The organism is Azospirillum sp. B21 (assembly GCF_008364825.1).
In the GTDB taxonomy this organism is placed as follows: Bacteria; Pseudomonadota; Alphaproteobacteria; order Azospirillales; family Azospirillaceae; genus Azospirillum.
In genome coordinates this window covers 132,426-149,292 of the sequence record NZ_VTTO01000008.1, presented here as the reverse complement: position 1 = coordinate 149,292, position 16,867 = coordinate 132,426, and the positions used below count along the sequence as shown (strand labels likewise).

General features: G+C 66.7%; 17 protein-coding genes. 5 read left to right on the top strand and 12 right to left on the bottom strand.

Translation table 11 applies throughout. The annotated features are described in order from the left end of the window. Positions 1-44: 44 nt before the first annotated feature. Positions 45-1,427, bottom strand: a complete 1,383-nt coding sequence (locus FZ983_RS19960; protein WP_247883860.1) for a hypothetical protein — start codon at positions 1,425-1,427, stop codon at positions 45-47. A 342-nt stretch (positions 1,428-1,769) separates the two neighbouring features. On the opposite strand from FZ983_RS19960, the gene FZ983_RS19955 reads away from it, so the two are divergent. Further along, on the top strand, positions 1,770-3,065 hold the full coding sequence (locus FZ983_RS19955) for a hypothetical protein (RefSeq protein WP_149225257.1): 1,296 nt from the start codon (positions 1,770-1,772) through the stop codon (positions 3,063-3,065). Here FZ983_RS19955 and FZ983_RS19950 read toward each other — a convergent pair. The 10 genes from FZ983_RS19950 to FZ983_RS19905 form a co-directional block, all read right to left on the bottom strand. Then, a complete protein-coding gene (locus tag FZ983_RS19950; protein ID WP_211102961.1) occupies positions 3,053-4,222 on the bottom strand; it encodes an aminotransferase class I/II-fold pyridoxal phosphate-dependent enzyme in 1,170 nt (389 codons plus the stop codon). The genes FZ983_RS19955 and FZ983_RS19950 overlap by 13 nt on opposite strands. Beyond that, a complete protein-coding gene (locus FZ983_RS19945; RefSeq protein WP_149225256.1) occupies positions 4,219-5,520 on the bottom strand; it encodes a TIGR00180 family glycosyltransferase in 1,302 nt (433 codons plus the stop codon). The genes FZ983_RS19950 and FZ983_RS19945 overlap by 4 nt, the downstream gene beginning before the upstream one ends. Next, a complete protein-coding gene (locus FZ983_RS19940) occupies positions 5,517-6,512 on the bottom strand; it encodes a Gfo/Idh/MocA family oxidoreductase (protein WP_247883859.1) in 996 nt (331 codons plus the stop codon). Before FZ983_RS19940 ends, FZ983_RS19945 begins: the two co-directional genes overlap by 4 nt. 77 nt (positions 6,513-6,589) lie before the next feature. After that, complete coding sequence (locus FZ983_RS19935) at positions 6,590-7,606, bottom strand: Gfo/Idh/MocA family oxidoreductase (RefSeq protein WP_149225255.1); 1,017 nt, start codon at positions 7,604-7,606, stop codon at positions 6,590-6,592. 59 nt (positions 7,607-7,665) lie between these two features. After that, on the bottom strand, positions 7,666-8,358 hold the full coding sequence (locus tag FZ983_RS19930; protein WP_149225254.1) for a formyltransferase family protein: 693 nt from the start codon (positions 8,356-8,358) through the stop codon (positions 7,666-7,668). A gap of 5 nt (positions 8,359-8,363) precedes the next feature. Beyond that, on the bottom strand, positions 8,364-9,416 hold the full coding sequence (neuB, locus tag FZ983_RS19925; RefSeq protein ID WP_149225253.1) for an N-acetylneuraminate synthase: 1,053 nt from the start codon (positions 9,414-9,416) through the stop codon (positions 8,364-8,366). A gap of 5 nt (positions 9,417-9,421) precedes the next feature. Further along, positions 9,422-10,021: a hypothetical protein gene (locus FZ983_RS19920; protein ID WP_247883858.1), complete on the bottom strand. Its 600-nt coding sequence runs from the start codon at positions 10,019-10,021 to the stop codon at positions 9,422-9,424. A gap of 61 nt (positions 10,022-10,082) precedes the next feature. Continuing rightward, complete coding sequence (locus tag FZ983_RS34795; protein WP_247883857.1) at positions 10,083-11,345, bottom strand: hypothetical protein; 1,263 nt, start codon at positions 11,343-11,345, stop codon at positions 10,083-10,085. An 8-nt stretch (positions 11,346-11,353) separates the two neighbouring features. Beyond that, positions 11,354-12,043: a CmcI family methyltransferase gene (locus FZ983_RS19910; protein ID WP_149225251.1), complete on the bottom strand. Its 690-nt coding sequence runs from the start codon at positions 12,041-12,043 to the stop codon at positions 11,354-11,356. A gap of 151 nt (positions 12,044-12,194) precedes the next feature. Next, complete coding sequence (locus FZ983_RS19905; protein ID WP_149225250.1) at positions 12,195-13,289, bottom strand: ketoacyl-ACP synthase III; 1,095 nt, start codon at positions 13,287-13,289, stop codon at positions 12,195-12,197. Positions 13,290-13,543: 254 nt separating this feature from the next. Here FZ983_RS19905 and FZ983_RS19900 point away from each other — a divergent pair, with 254 nt between their 5' ends. From FZ983_RS19900 to FZ983_RS19885, 4 genes are read left to right on the top strand one after another with little or no spacing between them, the layout of a single operon-like run. Beyond that, a complete protein-coding gene (locus tag FZ983_RS19900; RefSeq protein ID WP_149225249.1) occupies positions 13,544-14,335 on the top strand; it encodes an SDR family NAD(P)-dependent oxidoreductase in 792 nt (263 codons plus the stop codon). An 8-nt stretch (positions 14,336-14,343) separates the two neighbouring features. After that, positions 14,344-14,973, top strand: a complete 630-nt coding sequence (locus tag FZ983_RS19895; RefSeq protein ID WP_149225248.1) for a Rieske 2Fe-2S domain-containing protein — start codon at positions 14,344-14,346, stop codon at positions 14,971-14,973. Continuing rightward, positions 14,970-15,986, top strand: a complete 1,017-nt coding sequence (locus FZ983_RS19890; protein WP_149225247.1) for an RHO alpha subunit C-terminal catalytic domain-containing protein — start codon at positions 14,970-14,972, stop codon at positions 15,984-15,986. Before FZ983_RS19895 ends, FZ983_RS19890 begins: the two co-directional genes overlap by 4 nt. Further along, positions 15,983-16,546: a GNAT family N-acetyltransferase gene (locus FZ983_RS19885; RefSeq protein WP_149225246.1), complete on the top strand. Its 564-nt coding sequence runs from the start codon at positions 15,983-15,985 to the stop codon at positions 16,544-16,546. The genes FZ983_RS19890 and FZ983_RS19885 overlap by 4 nt, the downstream gene beginning before the upstream one ends. A gap of 21 nt (positions 16,547-16,567) precedes the next feature. Here FZ983_RS19885 and FZ983_RS34190 read toward each other — a convergent pair whose 3' ends face one another. Continuing rightward, a complete protein-coding gene (locus FZ983_RS34190; protein ID WP_188092419.1) occupies positions 16,568-16,729 on the bottom strand; it encodes a hypothetical protein in 162 nt (53 codons plus the stop codon). Positions 16,730-16,867 lie beyond the last annotated feature (138 nt).

Here is a 16,867-nt window from a genome sequence, read left to right as displayed (position 1 = left end):
CTCTCTCGCATCTCGCCGAGCCATCGGATGGCACGCCCCGGGCTTCAGCCATTCCCCGGTACCGGCCCGGCGCCGGGCGGGATCATACCGGCCGGCTTCCCATCCGCACAAGCGTGGTTCCGTTCCCGCGTTCCACCGGCATCGCCCGCCGGCTCCTTGCCCGTCTCGTCCACCCCGCACAGCCGGTCGACCAGCGCAAGAAGCCGGGTGGCGTTCGCCCCGTCGAACAGAGCCCAGCGATCCTTCACGTCGGCCTGCGCTGCGGCGGCGGCCTCGTAGAATGCCTGATCGGTGGTCAGGCGCTGCAGGACGTCGGCATAATCCGCGGCGGTTTCCACATGGTAGACACCCGGCACCTCCCGGTAATCCGAGTAACGGCAGGCGTAGGCGTCGTAATTCACGCATGGAATGCCGCAGGCGATTGCCCAGCGGATGGTTGCCGAAACGCAGGCGACATACAGGGCGCTCAGTGGAACGAGGGACGCCGTGTCCTGGCGGGCGATGCGGACGCCTTCGCGTTCGAGCCAAGCGCAAGCTTCGGGAGGCAGCATCGGATGCAGGCACAGCACCACATTCCAATCACCGGCGCGCGCAGCTTCCGCAACCAGGACCTCCAACCATTCGTCATGCAGGATGAATTCGCAATCCCGTCCCTCGATCTGGATCGGCGGAGGAAGGGAGACCAGCAGCATCGGCTTGCCGGCCGGCAAGCCCAACTCGGCATAGAGCGCCTCCCGACGCTGGTCTGCTTCGGCGAGGACCCGGTGCAGGAGGTCGTTGTAGAGGGCTCCGGTCAGAACGAGCCTGTCCTCGCTCAAGCCGCTGCGCCGGTAGTAATCCAGCATCGCCGGGCTTTCGACCGTCACTGCATCGGCTTGGCTGCTGTTCTGCATCCAGGGACGGGGTGGCGCAAGCCCCAGCATCTCCAAAGCCAGCACGAGCGAAGCGCGCTCCCGCAGGACAAGACGGCCGCGATGGAGCATGCCCCAGCGGGGAAACAGCCAGCCGACGATGCGATTGGTCCAGACCCGGTCGCTGCGCTCGATGTCATGACCATAGGCGCACAGCGCCTCTTCATGGTTGGCAATGGAAAACGGCACGATCACCGACGGCACCCCTGCATCGTGTCCGGCGCGGATGAATTCCGCCGAACCACAGCCGGGATAATCCACCGCCAGCACCAGCAGAGCCGGCCCCTGTTCGGCGATCAGGCGGCGGGCATGGGACAGGCGGCGGGATAGGGCGACCAGAAGCCCCGGCAATGTCTGCAGGCCGGCGTGCCCTCCCGGCACGGGCGGTGCCTCGAAGCGGAGCCAAGACACCTTTGCCTCGCGGCAGACGGCCTGATCCCGGGCAAGCGCGGCGTAGTCGTAAGCGAAGACGATGACGGGCCGGTAACGCTCCGTTCCCACGAGCAGCGCCGCCACGCGCCAGAGTTCCCGGAAATGGGATTCGCCGAACACGACCAGAAGAACGGTGCGCCGATGGCCTGAAGCCCGTGTCCGGTCATGCCGGGGCCCAGGCACCGGTTCTGTCGACGGGACGGCATCGAGCCGGGAGTGGAGCCGGATCATACGAGACTGGAGTCCAAAAACGTTCCCGAGGCTGCGGCAGATTGGAGGCTGGCCGATTAAGGCAAGTTTAATAGGATGAAGCTCTTAGTCGACTGCAAGGGCGCCTACAACCCCCGGGAATGGTCGGGGCTGACCGGACATGAAAGCCGGCAGCAACGGGGCGCAGCGAATGAATGACAGACCGGAGGAAAGACCATGCCCAATCTGTACCTGCATGATGATCGCCCGCCGGAGATCGCCGCCAGTTTTTCCGGCCTGCCGAATCCATGGGCCGCCGTGCAGACCTACGACGTCTTTCCCTCCGGCGAGGTGACGCCGGCCTTGCGCGATGCCTACCGCCGCTATGGCATCGTCAAGCTGACCAATGTCCTGTCACGGGAGGAAAACGCCCGCTACCGCGGGATCGCCCGGACATTGAGCGGGATCGAGGATCGCGATTTCGCCGAGATCGCAGCAGGACGGCGCGCCAATTACGTCAAACCCGGCATCGTCGGCCATGTGCCGGATCTTTGGCCCCTTGCCGACCATCCCCGTATCCGTCCTTCCCTGGACATGATCTTCGGACGGCCGTTCGGCTTGATCAACAGCTCCGTCGGCGTGAATTTCGCCGCCTCCGGGCTGCATCGCGATGGCGACTACTTCGGTATGGACGATCAGCCTCACAACCTGATCGACGATCCGGAAAACACGAATGCCCAGGTCATCCTGTCCTTCAGCCCACCGGGGCGGCAGGCCGCCCGGCTCGGCATCATTCCATTCACCCACCAGAAATCGATCTACGACCGGATGGCGTCAGAAATCGGCCTGGACGTCCCGTTCGAGTACTATACCGCCCATGGCGCCGTGAAGAACCGGGCACTGGCGACAGGGGACTTGCGCCCGTTGTACGAGATCGAACGCTATGTGGTTTTCATCGACATCCATCCGGGAGAAGCGCTGCTGTTCGATGGCCGCCTGCTGCATTTTGGCGAGTTGATGAGCGGGCCGAAATGCATCAGCATCCTCAGCTATTCGGCCGAGGATGACATCCAGCTCGAACGCATCCACCGGCTCCTGCGGCGGCATGCCAATGGCGGCGACGGGGATTTCCCGCCTCCCTTCCGCAGCTACCTGAAAGATCACGGCCTGTTCTGGCCGCGTATGGAAGAAACGATCGAAGCGGCACTGCGCGGCCGTTTGGAGCGGCTGGAGGATCTTCGGCGTGATGCTCCGGTCTTCATCTATGGCGCCGGTTCCTCCGGCACCCGGCTGCAGGAGAGGCTGGCCGCCCTGAACCTGCCGGCGGTGAGCGGCTTCATCGATACCGAACGGTCGGGAACCTTCAACGGCTTGCCGCTTCATGCCGTGGCGGACTATGCAGCCTTGCATGATCCGGGGCACCAGATCCTGATCGCCTCGCAATACTACGATGCCATCGAGAAGACCCTGATTCGCCACGGCATCAGGTCCTTCCATACCGTCTTCCACCTGATGCAGCGTCAGGGGGACTGAAAAGTCTGAAGGACGGCGGCAATCACCCGGTCCTGCTCGGCCTCGGTCAGGCCGGCCGAGCAGGGAAGGGTGACCACGCGGGACCACAGATCTTCGCAGACCGGCATCTCCGTGCGCGGCGCATCGCGATAGGGGGCCTGCAGGTGGACGGGTTTCCAGAAAGGCCGGCTGTCGATCCCCAGCCCCCGCAGTCTTTCGCGCAGCATGGCCTCCCGTCCGTCCCACGCCGAACGCCGCAAGACGATCCCGGAAAACCAGCAGGCGCCTTCGGCCCAAGGTGGGGCGGGAAAGGGTTCCGCCCCTTCCAGGGAGGCGAAGGCCTGATCGTAGCGGCGGCGGATGCGCCGCTTTGCGGCAACCAAGCTTTCCCAACGCTCCATCTGGGCGCAACCGACAGCGGCCTGGAGATTGGTCATCCGGTAATTGAAGCCGGGCCGGTCATGATCATAGTCCTGGCCGACGCGGGCCGTGGAAGACAGATGACGCACCAGTGCCAGAAGCTCCGGATCATCGCCGACCACTGCGCCGCCAGCCCCCGCGGTGACGGTCTTGTTGCCATTGAAGGACAGGACGGACAGGTCGGCCCCAAGCGCCCCCGGCGGTCGCCCGCGGCAGGTGGCGCCAAGGGCTGCGGCGGAGTCCGCGACGACGGGCAGACCGTAACGCCGGGCGACCGGGACGATGGCGTGCATGTCCGCCGGCAGGCCAAGGGTGTGGACCGGCATCACCGCAGCAACCCGACGACCGCTGGAACGATGGAACAGACCTTCCGGCCGGCGCTCCGTTTCCACGGCAAGGCGGCGTTCCAGCAACTCCGGATCGAGAGTCCAGCTTTCCTGCGTGACGTCGAACAGCCAGGGCTGCGCACCGCATTGCGCGATCGCGTTGGCACTTGCGATGAAGGTCAGGGACGGCAGGACCACCAGATCGTCGTGCACGACGCCCAGCGCGGTCAACGCGACATGCAGACCGGCTGTTCCGCTGCAGGTCGCCACCGCGCCACGGCTCCCGATCGCGGTGGCGACCTGCTCCTCGAAGCGCGGAACGAAAGCCCCGACGGTCGAAACGAAGGTGCTGGCGATGCACGCGCGCAGATACTCCTCCTCACGCCCGGAAAGATCGGGAACGGCCAGGGGGATCAAGGGCTCGGTCGTCATGGCAGCATGGCCCGGAAATAAGCGACACGGTAATTGATGATGCCGGCCTCTTCCAGGGTGCGCCGGATCTCGCCGTGCATGCAGGATGCAATCAGCACCATGTCATCCGGCCGATGGACGGCGCGATACTCCTGAACGGTCAGGCACGGGCGCCCCTCGACCGTTCCTCCGTGGAAGCTGTCGATGTATCCCGCAACCGAAAGCCCCAATCCGTCGAGACGGGCAGCCAGGGCGCGGCCGGCGCCGCCAGTTCCATAGATATAAATCGGCCGGCTCGCATCCAGTCCGGTGAACTCGTCGAGAATGGCCGCATCCAAGCCGCATCCCTCGTGCTTCCAGGCCAGATGCGCCATCGCCGCAATGTCGCGGAGCGCCTCATCGCCCCAATCGGGCCAGAAAGCCGCCTCCGTTTCGATGCGCATCAAATCGCGATGGAAAACCCCTGGCTCCGCCATCTGGCGGATCAGGTCCTCCTCATTGGCCAGATAAGCCTCGACGCAGCGAATCGCGTGCCGCCTCCCGCCTTCCCGCTCCATTCCGGCGGTCTCCTGCAGGATTTCCGCACAGATATCGAGAAATTGCTCGTATTGCTGCGGGTCGGCCCCATCCTGGTAAAGCTGTCTCAGGTTGGGATAGCCGGTCCCCAAGCTGCGGCTCCAGGAATCGAGAATATCCTGACGTGCCTGATAGAAGATCGGCAGGGTCCGATGCCGTCCCCCCGCCGTCACGGACAGGCCGACCACGAATTCCATCAACTCGCTGTTGTGCAGGCGGCCATCCATCATACCGTAAGCCCGGCGAAGCAGAGGAGTTCTCTGCACCGCATACATCTGATGCATGTAGTTGGACATCAGGTGGAGTTGACGGTCCCGAGGATCATCCTGTGCGACCTGCCAGTCATGACGCGCCCAGTAGGCGCGCAGGCCCCACACCCGGTTGGGGCTGCGCAGGAAGAACAGGAAGTGCCCATGGACCGAACTGTGGCCCGGGTGGGAGTCGAGGAACGCCACGCACTCGGCCAAAGCGTCCAGACGGATCATGTCGTCATCGGCGCTCAATACGACATAGGGCGTGTCGACGGTCAGCAGGCACTCGTGCAGCTTCGTTGCGAAGGGAACGCCGGGCCGATGGCGGTAGTCGACGCAAGGGTACGCGGCGGCATCGAAGACGATGGGGTCGGCGCTGGAATCCACGATCACGCAGTGGTAGGGGCCGTTCCCGTAATGCTCCAGCGTCCGTTGCAGGAAAGCGGGGCGATTGTGGCTGGGGACCACTATGGTCAGGGACGCGGCCGTCATCCGGCGGCCTTGCCGGAACCGTTCCCGCCACCATGCTTCTCATCGCCATAAATGGCGGCGATCAATCGCATGGTTGCCAGGGAGTCCTCCAAGGTCGGCAGGCCATCGGACGGCCCGCCTCCGGCCACCTGAACCGCCAGTTCGGCCTGACGGCGGAAGCCGGGTTTGAAGGCTTCGTCCCAGGGATGAAGCGGGGCCGGGTTCAGCATGCGTTCCCCGGCGTTCTGGAACACGGCCTTCTCGAGCGGACGCATTTCCCAGCGGCGGGCCGGGGTGGTTACCGTGCAGGCCCAAGGCGCCGGGCCGTTCCACACCGCCTCGTAGAGCGCCAGGTCGCCGCTGGAAAACTCCACCTTGGCCAGCACGATGCCCGGCCGTTCCGGATCCCAGGGCTGGACGGGCGTGACCGACGTTACCGTGCCGCGTCCGAAAACCGCCAGATAGTCCACCATATGCACGGCATTCGCATACATCCAGTTGCGCACCACCGTCTCCGGATGGCCGATGGCCGCCGCCTGGGCCATCGATTCCTGGTCCTGGACATGGATGAAGCGGGGACCGGGCACGGCGTTCAGGTCGTCCAGCGCAGTGCGGGTGCTCGACAGATGGCGGCGGTTGAGTGCGACATGGACGCGGGCGCGGGCAGCTCCCGCCGCCTCGGCGATCCCGACCGCGTCCGCCAGATCGTAGCCGGCCGGCTTTTCCAGCAGGATCGTCCAGGGAAAGGCGAAGCAGGCCTTCGCGACGGCAGCCATCGACAATTCGGTGACGGTGACCACCACCAGATCGGCCTTGCTGGCCGCGTAGAGGCTGGCGATATCGTCGCAGACGGCGGAAATGCCGAACTCGGCGGCGAGAGCCTCCGCACGCGCACGGGTGCGGCTGTGGATGCCCGTCAGCAGGACCCCGGGCACGTCGGCGAACGCGCGGAGATGTTCGCGCGCCATACTTCCGGCCCCGATCACGGCCACCCGGCACTGGTTTTGCGACATGTTTCCTCACACCTTTCCGGCAATCCGCACAAGGGCGGGTTCAAGACTCCAGCACCAGTGCGCCGGTCATGCCCAAATCATGCCCAGGCGAACACGCGGCTTCCCGGCAGGTCCGCGCTGTCCAGATCGATCTCGCGCCCCCCCGCCTCGTGCGACACCGCCGCCGCCAGGAGGACGCGCACCGCCATGCGGCCCACCTCGCCGTCGGGATGGTTCTCGCCCGCCAACAGGGCCTGCAGCACAGCCCGCGTCGGCTCCAGGGCGTCCGCCGGCGGGATGTCGCTCTCCTCCAGCAGCGGAGCGGTGCCGTAGCGTGTGGTCGGCAGGTCCCGGTCCTGCGGGGCGCGGGTAGCGAGCCGCATCCGCCCCGACAACTCATCGACCTCCAGCCGGCCATAGCGGCCGGCATAGACGGCCATCATGCCGTGCCCCTGGTCCGTACCGGCCTCCAGATAGAAGCGGCGGCCTGAGGCGGTGGTCAGGCGCAGGCAACCGCCCGCGTCGGAGAATTCCGCGCCGCGCGGGTTTGGAACCGCTTCGCTCGACAGCCAAGCGGCGACGGTGCGCGGCGCCTCCCCAGTCATGAAGCGGAAGGCTTCCACATAGTGGGAGCCGTTCATCGCCAGTCCGAAATTGCCGGCGACCACCGTCATGCTCGCCAGTCCGCCGAAGGACGGCGCATCGACGATGGCGCGGGGACGGATATACTGGTCCATGAAGCGCATCTGATGGTTCACCGCCAGGCGGACGCCGGCATCGCGGCAGCGGTCGATCATCCGGTCGCAGTCGTCGAGCGACACGGCCATCGGCTTCTCGCACAGGATCAGGCGCGCACCGGCCTCGACGGCGGCACAGGTCAGCCGGGCATGGGAGGGAGCCGTGGAAGCGACCACCACGCAGTCCGGCCGCGTGCCGGCCAGCATGGCTTCGGCATCCTCGAACATCGCCCCGTCCGGCAGATCGAACTGGGACTTCGCCGCGGCGCGCGCCTCAGCACGCGGGTCGGCGGCGCCGACCACGTCCAGACCCAGTCCGCGCGCGACGGCAACATGACGGAGTCCCATGCGGCCGAGGCCGATGATCGCAGCCTTCACAACCGAGGCTCCCCTTCCAATGAACGCAGTGCGGGCGGCAGGTTAGCCTTCCGTTCGGGTTACGCCAAGGGGCGACGTTGCGGTACCGGGACAGCGAAGGGAATGCCCGCCAGTTCGACCACCGCCCCCGGATAGCCGGGATAGCTGGTTGCGCGGATGCGGCGCCGGATTTCCTCCGCCGTCATATCCGGGGTGACGCGGCATAAGCCGTTCAACTCCCGCCGGGTGAAGGGCCGGCGGGTCCAGGACCGCGTTCCAACCGGAAGGGAGGCCCCCGTAGCCAGCCGGGTCGCCACATCGTGGAACATGTCCAGCATCGTCACCATGGTACGCAGCTTCAGCGTTTCCACGCTGTCCTGCGGCAGGATCGGGAAAAGCCGCTCGGCGACGAGCGTCCCGGTATCGACCCGTGCCGCCATGTGATGACAGACCGCTCCATACTCGGCCGCTTCCTCGTAAAGAGCGAAGTTGTAGCAGCCGATCCCAGGATAATCGCAGGATCCGGGGTGGAAATTGAGCGCGAGTGCGGCACGCTCCAGCACGGCCGCCGGGACGATCCAAGGGGACAGGAAGGACAGGATCACCGGCGGCACCGGCAAAGCCGCCGGATCGGACAGCACACCGGGCAGAGGATCGCCGGCCATGCCGGCCTCCGTTCGCAGCCGATCGCCGAACAGGGCTCCGGCCAATGCTGCGGCCTGTTTGCTCCAGTCGTCGCGCTTGCACAGGAGGACGAAGAGGGGGGCGTCCATTCCGGCTACTCCAGCATGTCCATGGTCAAGAGCACCCCGGCCGGAATGTCCTGACGGGTCCGGCGGCCAAGCACCCGGTCCAGGGCGGCCGGCGGCAAGCCATTCCCCGGGCGCAGGGCAACGAGGTGCCGGCGTTCCAGCCTGGAGCCGGCCGCCAGCGGCACGGCGACCGCCAGGCTCTTGCGCGCGATGGCGCGGGTGTCCCGTTCGCTGTCCATGCAACGCTTGCGCCCATCGCCGAGGGCGGCTTCGACGGAGCGGATGGCGCGTACCATCGCGCCCAGCTCTTCCGGCGTCAGCGATGCCGCGTGGTCGGGGCCGGGAAGCGACCGGTCCAGCGTGAAGTGCTTCTCGATAACCGTGGCCCCCAGAGCGGCGGCGGCCGTGGCGACGGCGATGCCCTCGGTGTGGTCGGAATAGCCGACCGGGCGGTCGAAGGCAGCTTGCAGCGTACCCATAGCCCTCAGGTTGGCTTCGGCCGGATCGGCGGGATAGTTGCTGAGACAGTGGAGCAGGACGATGTCGGTCGCCCCGCCCCGCTCCAGGGTCTCCAAAGCCGTCGCGACCTCGACCAGGTCGGCCATGCCTGTGGACAGGATCAGCGGCAGCCCCAGCCGCGCGCAATGATCCAGAAAGGGCAGGTTGACCAGTTCGCCGGACGGGATCTTCAAGGCGGGAACACCCATCCCCGCCAGGAAATCGGCGGAAGCCTCGTCGAAGGGAGAGGACAGGAACATGATGCCTGCGTCCCGGCAATGGACCTGCAATTCATGGTGCGCTTCCGGGCGCAGTTCCAGGCTCCGGAGCATGCCGTGCTGGGGATCGTCCTGCCCGGTATTGGCTTTCTGGTAGGCGGCTTTCGGCGCATCGGCGGTGACCAGGCGGTCGGCGACGAAAGTCTGGAACTTCACCGCATCGGCCCCCGCCGCGCGGGCCGCGTCGATCAACCGGTGGGCCAGGGTAACGTCGCCATTGTGGTTGACACCGGCTTCGGCGATGAGAAAACACGCGGAGTCCGGGCCGATGATGCGCGAACCGATGAGGACGGGGTTGGGCATGGACATCATGCTCCTTGGCCGGGAAATGGGGGGGATTGGAAAACCGCCATCGCCTGTTCGAGCATCGCGGCATATTTCGTGACGAAAAGGGTATCGATGTGCAGCTGTGCCGTCCGCTCCAGCGTCGGGGTGGCCAGAGCCGACGCGAAGCGCAGCCCCCGCTCAAGCTCCGGGTGGCGGACCGCCACCACATCCAGCACGCCGCCGGGCGGCATCGGGTCCGGCGGAGAGCCGATCCGGGTCGGCGTCCATTGGCCAAGGCCGGGCATGGCGTCCTGCAGGACATCGAGCCCGAGTTCCCCATAGGGAAAACGGTACTTGCTATCGCCGAACACCGCGAGAAGGGGTTGCCAAAGCGTGACCGTCAAGGAGAAGCCCAATGCTTCCAGCGTCTTCAATCCGTCCGGAACCGCAGGTGCGGTGGGAACCCCCAACCAAAGCGCCACGACGGTCTCCGGCCCGGTCACCGCAGCCTGCAAAGCCGGGAAGTCTTCGCTCCCAACCGCACAAACGGCCGGCGCCTGGCCGTCATCCTCCAGCCAGCCGCCCCGGGCCATGCCCTGCCACCAGCATTCGGGCATCGTGCCGAGCACGCGCAACGGCATCGTGCCGGTCCACAGGGCCGGAAGCCAAAGGGCAGGACCGTCCCGCAGAAGAGGCAGAGGCTCATCCATGATGGAAACGCGATGCTAGGCAGGGGATGTGGCTGGGGGTGAGGCTTCGAACCGGAATGCCGCTTTGCTCCAGGGCCGCAACCTGCCGATCCAGCCACAGATAATGCAGCATGACTTCGCGCTGGTCGTAAGGCAGGAAGACCAGATTGGCCTGACGCTCCCAGTCGCGCCGGCTCTGGTTTTCGGTCCCGCCGGCATGGGCCCAATCCAGCGCATCGGCATCCCAAGGACGTCCGTCACAGCCCATCAGGTTGATCGCGCCACCGCCGGAGGCGAACAGCCGGGCAAGCGGCAGCATCAGCGTCGTCAGCACGTTGTTGGTGGAATTGAGCCAATATTCCTTCGACAGGTCGCCATCGACCCGCCGCTCCATCGTGAAAGGAATGCCGAGCAAGCGGCGGTGCTGCGTTTCCGGCAGCAAATCCTCAAGGAAAGGAACATAGGCAACCGGCGTTACCAGGATCAAATCCTCGAACTGCGCCATGGTATCGGCAAGGGCGCGCCGGAAGCGCGCGGTCCAGGAACGAAGCCCCAGGAGGTCGTCATCGTAGACCACGAGGATGTCCGGGCGCAGAGCCCGCAAAAAGCCGGTCTTGAAGACGATGTTGTTGCATACGATCGTCACGCTTCCCGCAGGCGGGAAAGCGGCCTGATCGATCGACGGTCCCAGCCCCACGAGAAAGACCTCACGCCCCCGGCCGAAGCGTCGGCACATCGCCTCGAAACGCGATTGGGATCGCCGGACATGGCGGATGCGGCCGGGATCGGCCTGCCAAGCCGCCAGAAGGAAATCGGCGGTGGCCGGGAAACCGGGTTCCGGCCGGCCCCCCCCGCCATTCCGAACGGGGGCGGGTTCCAGGGCAATACAGCGGCCGCCGTTTGACAGCCCCTCTCCTTCCCGGACCGTACCGGGGTCGGGCTTCCAGACCAGAACCTGCCGTGGACCGGGTGGCAAAGGCACCTCATTGCGATGATGCACATGCAGCTTGCCGCGCCAGCGGCCGAGCAGGTCAAGAACCGCCGGGTCCGTAGCATCGTCGATCGGTGCGCCACCATCCGTCAGAGTATCGACGAACTGCAGAGCGGGCTGGAAGACACAGGAAAAGGTAACGGAGGACACGAGCGCGCTGACCCCGCGATAGTGCCAGGCAAGCTCGATGAAGCACCGGTGCAGGCTGTCGGCGTCTGGAAACGGCGGGTGGAAAAGCAAGTGAACGTCGGCGGGAGCGGGAAAGGAAACCGGAGCATGGCTCATGACGCCGATCAGTCCGTCGGCATCGGGCGCCGGAGATAGCCTCCGCGGTTGGACGTCATGACCAGTTTGTCGTCGATTTCGCTGTCGACGACGAAGTCCCGACATTCCGCAAGAAACGCGTCCCGGGCGGTCAGCGGGCTGTTGCCCGGCCCCCAGGGGCGGGGCCTGCGGGGGGGCGGAACGATATGGTCGGCGATGGTGTCGCACACCACCAGATACTGCCCAGGCGTAACGAGCGGGGCGTACAGACGGAGTTCGGCCAGGACATGGTCGTGCGAGTGGTTGCTGTCGAGGACCACCATGACCCGGTCGTCCGGAGCGAGCCGGTCGCGCAGCCGTGCAATCACCTCCGGATCGGTCGACGACCCGTCGACGATCTCGAGATCCGCACCGAACGGATGCTCGGCCAAACGTTTGCGGTTCTCGGGACGCAATGCGACCTCCACCCCGACGACCCGGCCACCACCCAGAAGGCGCATCATGGACGCATAGAAGATCAGCGAACCGCCGCGTGCCACACCGGTTTCGATGATCACGGTCGGACGACAGTTCCAGATGATCTCCTGCAGCGCCATCACGTCGGGAGGCAACTGGATGAACGGCATGCCGAGCCACCGCCACTGGTAGCTGCTGTCGTAATCGAAGGACCGAAGCAGGACGTTCTGGGCACGGGCACCGAAATCGGCGTCGGCCGCCATAGCGGCGGCCTGAGCCCGAACTTCACGGGCAAATTCTCGGTCCTCGTCCCAATTCCCAGTCAATTGGCAATCCTCTGATTCAACTTGCGGCGAAGTATAAGTGGCGTTTCCCGACATGAAAAGGTTCTCCCTCGCAAGTTTTCTTCGGTCTTCACACCCCCAGCACCGGATAGCCTTCCGGCAAATCCACCACCTGCGGCTCCGGCATCGGGCCCAGCTCCGCCACCATCGCCCCCCAGGACCAGCCCACCCCGAATCCGGCCATCAGCGTCTTCACCGGCCCGGCCTCCAGCTGCCCCCCCATGCTGTGGCAGATCGCCAGCGGGATGGAGGCGGAGCTGGTGTTGCCGAAGCCCTGCATGTCGATGACGAAGCGGTCGGCCGGCGCCTTGATGCGCTTGCGCAGATGCTCCAGCATGAAGGCGTTGGCCTGGTGCAGGACAAAGCGGTCGATGCCGTCAACATCGGTGCCGGCATGCTCCATCGCCTCGCGCAGCAGCGGCGGCACGGCGCGCAGCGTGAAGGAGAACACCTCCGCCCCGTTCAGCGTCAGGCGGGAGTCGCGCTCCAGCTGGGCGGCGGTCTCCTCGTCGGCGATCCGGCCGGCGGTGCCGACCGGCGGGATCAGGCAATGGCGCTTGCCGCCGGCCTTGACGAAGATGTGCGGGGCGCCGGCGCCGTCGGTGCCGATCACCACCGGAATCGGCGGAGCGGCGGCATCCACCTCCAGGGCGGTGGCCGATCCGGCATCGCCGAACAGCGGCAGGGTGGCGCGGTCTTCGGGGTGCAGGTGGCGGGTCGGGTTGTCGCCGCACAGGACCAGTGCCCGCTTGGCCGTCGATCCCCCCAGCAGCTTCGCCGCGATCCACAGGCCATAGACATAGCCCGAGCAGCCCAGCGGCACGTCGAAGGCCGCCGCACTGGTCGGCAGCCCCAGCCGGTGCTGCATGATGCAGGCGGTCGCCGGCAGCACGTAGTCGGCGTCCTGCGAGACGAAGACCAGCACCTCCACCGTCGCCGGGTCCCAGCCCAGCTGCTGCATCAGCCCTTCCGCCGCGGCGACGCAGAGGTCCGACGCGCAATAGGGCGGCGGCAGCACGCGGCGCTCCTGCACGCCGATGGTGGCGGCCAGCTTCTTCGCCTCCTCCACCGTGAACATGCCGGGATCCTCGACGAAGGAATGGCGCTGGGGCGGCACCACCGCGCGCAGGCCGGCGATCCGGATGCCGTCGATGATGGCTTTCATGGCTGTCCTGTCCTTCGCGTATTCAAGGGCCTGGCGGGGGCCTCTTCGGAAATCGGTGGCCGGCACCATAGCCCAAACCATAGCGCACAGTGGCGCCGGATTGGTTTCCGGAAGGTTGATTGCGGACAATTGCAGCAGACGGCACCTCCGGCCAGGCACCATCCGCCATCCATCGAAAAAGCCGCAGCCGGGAGCATGTCGCGCCTGTGCTATGGTCCGCGTCCCGATATGCCACCAACCTGGATTTTCCCGCCATGACAGCCGCCTACAACCCGGCCGCCTACAATCCCATGGACCTGACCGGACGCCGCATCCTGGTGACCGGGGCGTCGGCCGGGATCGGCCGGGCGACGGCGGTGGTGCTGGCGAAGCTGGGCGCAAGGCTGGTGCTGAACGGCCGCGACGAGGAGCGGCTGGCCGAAACCGCCGACCGTCTGGAGGGCGATGACCACGCCATCGCCCCCTTCGACCTGTCGGATCTGGAAGCGGTGCCGGGCTGGGTGAAGGGGCTGTGCGCCCCAGCAGGATCGGAAGAAGCGCCCTTCGACGGGATCGCCCACTGCGCCGGCATCCAGACGCTGCGGCCGATCCGCATCTTCTCCGCCGCCTTCTTCGACGAGGTGATGCGGGCCAATCTGGGCAGCGCGCTCGCGCTCGCCCGCGGGCTGCGGCAGAAGGGCTGCCATGCCGAACGGGCGGCGATGGCGCTGATCTCCTCCACCGCCGCCACGGCGGCCTCGCCGGGCAACGTCGTCTATGCCGCCAGCAAGGGCGGCATCATCGCCGCCACCAAGGGGCTGGCGGTGGAGTTGCTGAGCGACGGCATCCGCGTCAACTGCGTGGTTCCCTCCATCGTCGAGACCGAGCTGATCGAGCGCGGCAAGCAGAAGCTGACCGCCGAGCAGTACGAGCATCTGCGCACGCTGCAGCCGCTGGGCTTCGGCCACCCCGACGACATCGCCCACATGATCGCCTATCTGCTCGCCGACACCAGCCGCTGGATGACCGGGTCCATCGTCACGGTGGACGGCGGCCGCACCGCCTGAGGCCCGCGATGCAGAACGATTCCCCCGAAAACCGCTGGTTCCACCTCTGCATGGAGGATGATCTCGCCACGCCCAATGCCTTCGTCACCACGCGGGTGGGGGCGGTGCCGCTTGTGGCGCAGAACATCAAGGGGCGGGTGGTTGCCTTCCGCAACGTCTGCACCCACCGCTTCGCCGTGATCCATGGCGAGCCGGCGGGCTGCGGTCCCTTGCGCTGCCCCTATCACGGCTGGAGCTTCGACGCCGACGGCGTGCCGGTGGGGCTGCCCTTCAACCCGACCGACTTCCAGCTGGAGGCCGAGGGGCGCCGAAGGCTGGCCCTGCACCCGGCCTCGCTGGCCCGCTGCGGCCGGCTGGTCTTCGTCCGGGTGGCGACCGAAGGCCCATCGCTGGAGGAGGAACTGGGAAGCGGCACCTTCGCCCGGCTGGCCGCCCTGTCCGACGCCTTCCCAAGACGTGGCGACGCGGCAGAGCCGGCCCATGATTGGGAGCGCATCGAGGCGGCCAACCTGCGCCTCCACCTGGCCCCGGACGGCGCCCTGGTGCTGCACAGCGCCGCGCCAGCCGGCGCAGACAGCCGCTTCTCCCGCACCGTCACCCTTTATCCCATCACCGCCGATGCGGAGCTGCCGGCATGAGCGCGCATCCCGTCCACAGCATCGTCCCCGAGGACGGCGCCTTCCTGCCCCACAGCCATTTCTGGACCGACGAGGCCTTCGCCCGGGAGCGCGAGCGGGTCTTCGGCCGCTGCTGGCTCTATATGGGCGTGTTCGACGACACGGATGTCCTGACCGCCGAGATGGCCGGGCTGCGCTTCGAATTGCAGCGCCGGGGCGGGGCGATGGGCGGCGAGGCGATGGAGGGCGTGTGCCGCGACGGGGAGCGGGTGCGGCCCCTGGAGATCGACCGCTGCGGCGCCCTGGTCTTCGCCCGCGTGGCGCCAAAGGAAGGCGGGGACGGCGGGCCGACCCTGGCCCAGCATCTGGCGCCCTATGGCGAGCGGCTGGCCATGATGTCGGCCAACTGCCTGAACCCGCAGCCACCGGTCGGCATTGCGTTCCAGGCCAATTGGAAGGCGCTGGTCGAGAACACGATGGACGATTTCCACGGCTCCACCGTCCATCCCGACACCATCCACCCCGCGGTGCATCCAGACTGGCAGACCCACCTCGTCACCGAACGCCACGGGGCCAACAGCGATTCCCGTTGGCTGCTGGCCGACGGCACCGCCGGCTGGTGGGCGAAGCTGGACGCCAAGCTGCGCATGCGCCGCTTCGCCGAGGAGCCCTTCTACCGCCACACCTTCATCTTCCCGAACTTCTATCTGGCGACCTTCTACGGGGCCACGGTCATTCCGCACCGGGTCGACCCGGTCGCCCCCGACGCCGCAGTCCTGCGGTGGCAGCTGTTCCTGCCCACCACCCGGCTGGCGACGGCGCGCGAGCAGGCCTTCCACCGCTCCACCGCCACCTACCTGATCGACTCCGCCAGCACCGTGATCGCCGAGGATTGCCCGGTCTGCGAGGCGGTGCAGCAGGGCCGGCCGGGCATCGCCGACCTCCCCCACATCACCGGCATCTACGGCCGGCGCGAGCGCCGCATCCTCGACTTCCATCAGGCGATGCTGCGGCAGCTGGGGGAAACGGCGTGAGCGGCGCGCTGACCTTCATCGAGCCGACCGAGGAGCACGCCCAGCTTCTGCTCGACTGGCGCACCCGGCCCGACATCGCCGGCCAGATGCTGACCAGCGTGGCTTACGACGTGGAGCGCCAGAAGGCGTGGCTGCGGCGCAGTAAAGAGCGCGACGACTATGTCCACCGCATCCTCTGCGTCGACGGCGTGCCGGCCGGCCATGTCTCCATCACCGTGACCGAACCGGAATGGCGGATCGCCACCATCGGCGTGCTGATGGGCGAGCGGGCAGGGCGGATGGGGGCGGCGCCGCTGAACTTCGCCTACATGCTGAACCACGTCTTCTTCACCATGGGGCTGCGCAAGGTGGTGAACCACATCCTGGGCACCAACAGCCCCCGCCTGCTGAAAGGCCAGCCGATGATCGGCTACCGCCCGGTCGGCGTGCTGAAGCGCCAGGTGGTGAAGGACGGCCGGGAGATCGACCTGCACATCTTCGAGATGCTGGCCGAGGACTGGCTGATGGTGCGCGGCCGGTTCGGGGTGTACCGGGACATGGACGGGCGGGAGTGGCGGTAGGAGACTCATCGCAGACTCTGTTCAAAGCCGCACGCCAAGCGACGAAACCGGGAAGGATCGGCGGCTGGTGTCCTTCGATGCCGGCATGGCGACGGTCTCGCGACATTGGTCGGCCATGAGCGTTGGGTGGCCAGCCTGATCTTTTGCCGAGTCGAGACCTGTGCGGGCGCGCTTGCGGATCATGATCGACCGCATCGAACGCACGCTGGCCAGCTTGGACTGGCTCCAAGCCTCAGACCGACGACGCCCTGAATTGCCTTCGCCCGCGTTCCGATCACTCGGTGAATGCCTGCTTCATTCCGGAGATCTGCCATTCGGCAA

Coding starts and splice junctions, on each gene's coding strand:
- FZ983_RS19955 (WP_149225257.1), top strand. CDS start 1,770: ATGCCCAATCTGTACCTGCATGATGATCGCCCGCCGGAGATCGCCGCC.
- FZ983_RS19950 (WP_211102961.1), bottom strand. CDS start 4,222: ATGACGACCGAGCCCTTGATCCCCCTGGCCGTTCCCGATCTTTCCGGG.
- FZ983_RS19945 (WP_149225256.1), bottom strand. CDS start 5,520: ATGACGGCCGCGTCCCTGACCATAGTGGTCCCCAGCCACAATCGCCCC.
- FZ983_RS19940 (WP_247883859.1), bottom strand. CDS start 6,512: ATGTCGCAAAACCAGTGCCGGGTGGCCGTGATCGGGGCCGGAAGTATG.
- FZ983_RS19930 (WP_149225254.1), bottom strand. CDS start 8,358: ATGGACGCCCCCCTCTTCGTCCTCCTGTGCAAGCGCGACGACTGGAGC.
- neuB (WP_149225253.1), bottom strand. CDS start 9,416: ATGCCCAACCCCGTCCTCATCGGTTCGCGCATCATCGGCCCGGACTCC.
- FZ983_RS19920 (WP_247883858.1), bottom strand. CDS start 10,021: ATGCCGTTGCGCGTGCTCGGCACGATGCCCGAATGCTGGTGGCAGGGC.
- FZ983_RS34795 (WP_247883857.1), bottom strand. CDS start 11,345: ATGAGCCATGCTCCGGTTTCCTTTCCCGCTCCCGCCGACGTTCACTTG.
- FZ983_RS19910 (WP_149225251.1), bottom strand. CDS start 12,043: ATGGCGGCCGACGCCGATTTCGGTGCCCGTGCCCAGAACGTCCTGCTT.
- FZ983_RS19905 (WP_149225250.1), bottom strand. CDS start 13,289: ATGAAAGCCATCATCGACGGCATCCGGATCGCCGGCCTGCGCGCGGTG.
- FZ983_RS19900 (WP_149225249.1), top strand. CDS start 13,544: ATGACAGCCGCCTACAACCCGGCCGCCTACAATCCCATGGACCTGACC.
- FZ983_RS19895 (WP_149225248.1), top strand. CDS start 14,344: ATGCAGAACGATTCCCCCGAAAACCGCTGGTTCCACCTCTGCATGGAG.
- FZ983_RS19890 (WP_149225247.1), top strand. CDS start 14,970: ATGAGCGCGCATCCCGTCCACAGCATCGTCCCCGAGGACGGCGCCTTC.
- FZ983_RS34190 (WP_188092419.1), bottom strand. CDS start 16,729: ATGATCCGCAAGCGCGCCCGCACAGGTCTCGACTCGGCAAAAGATCAG.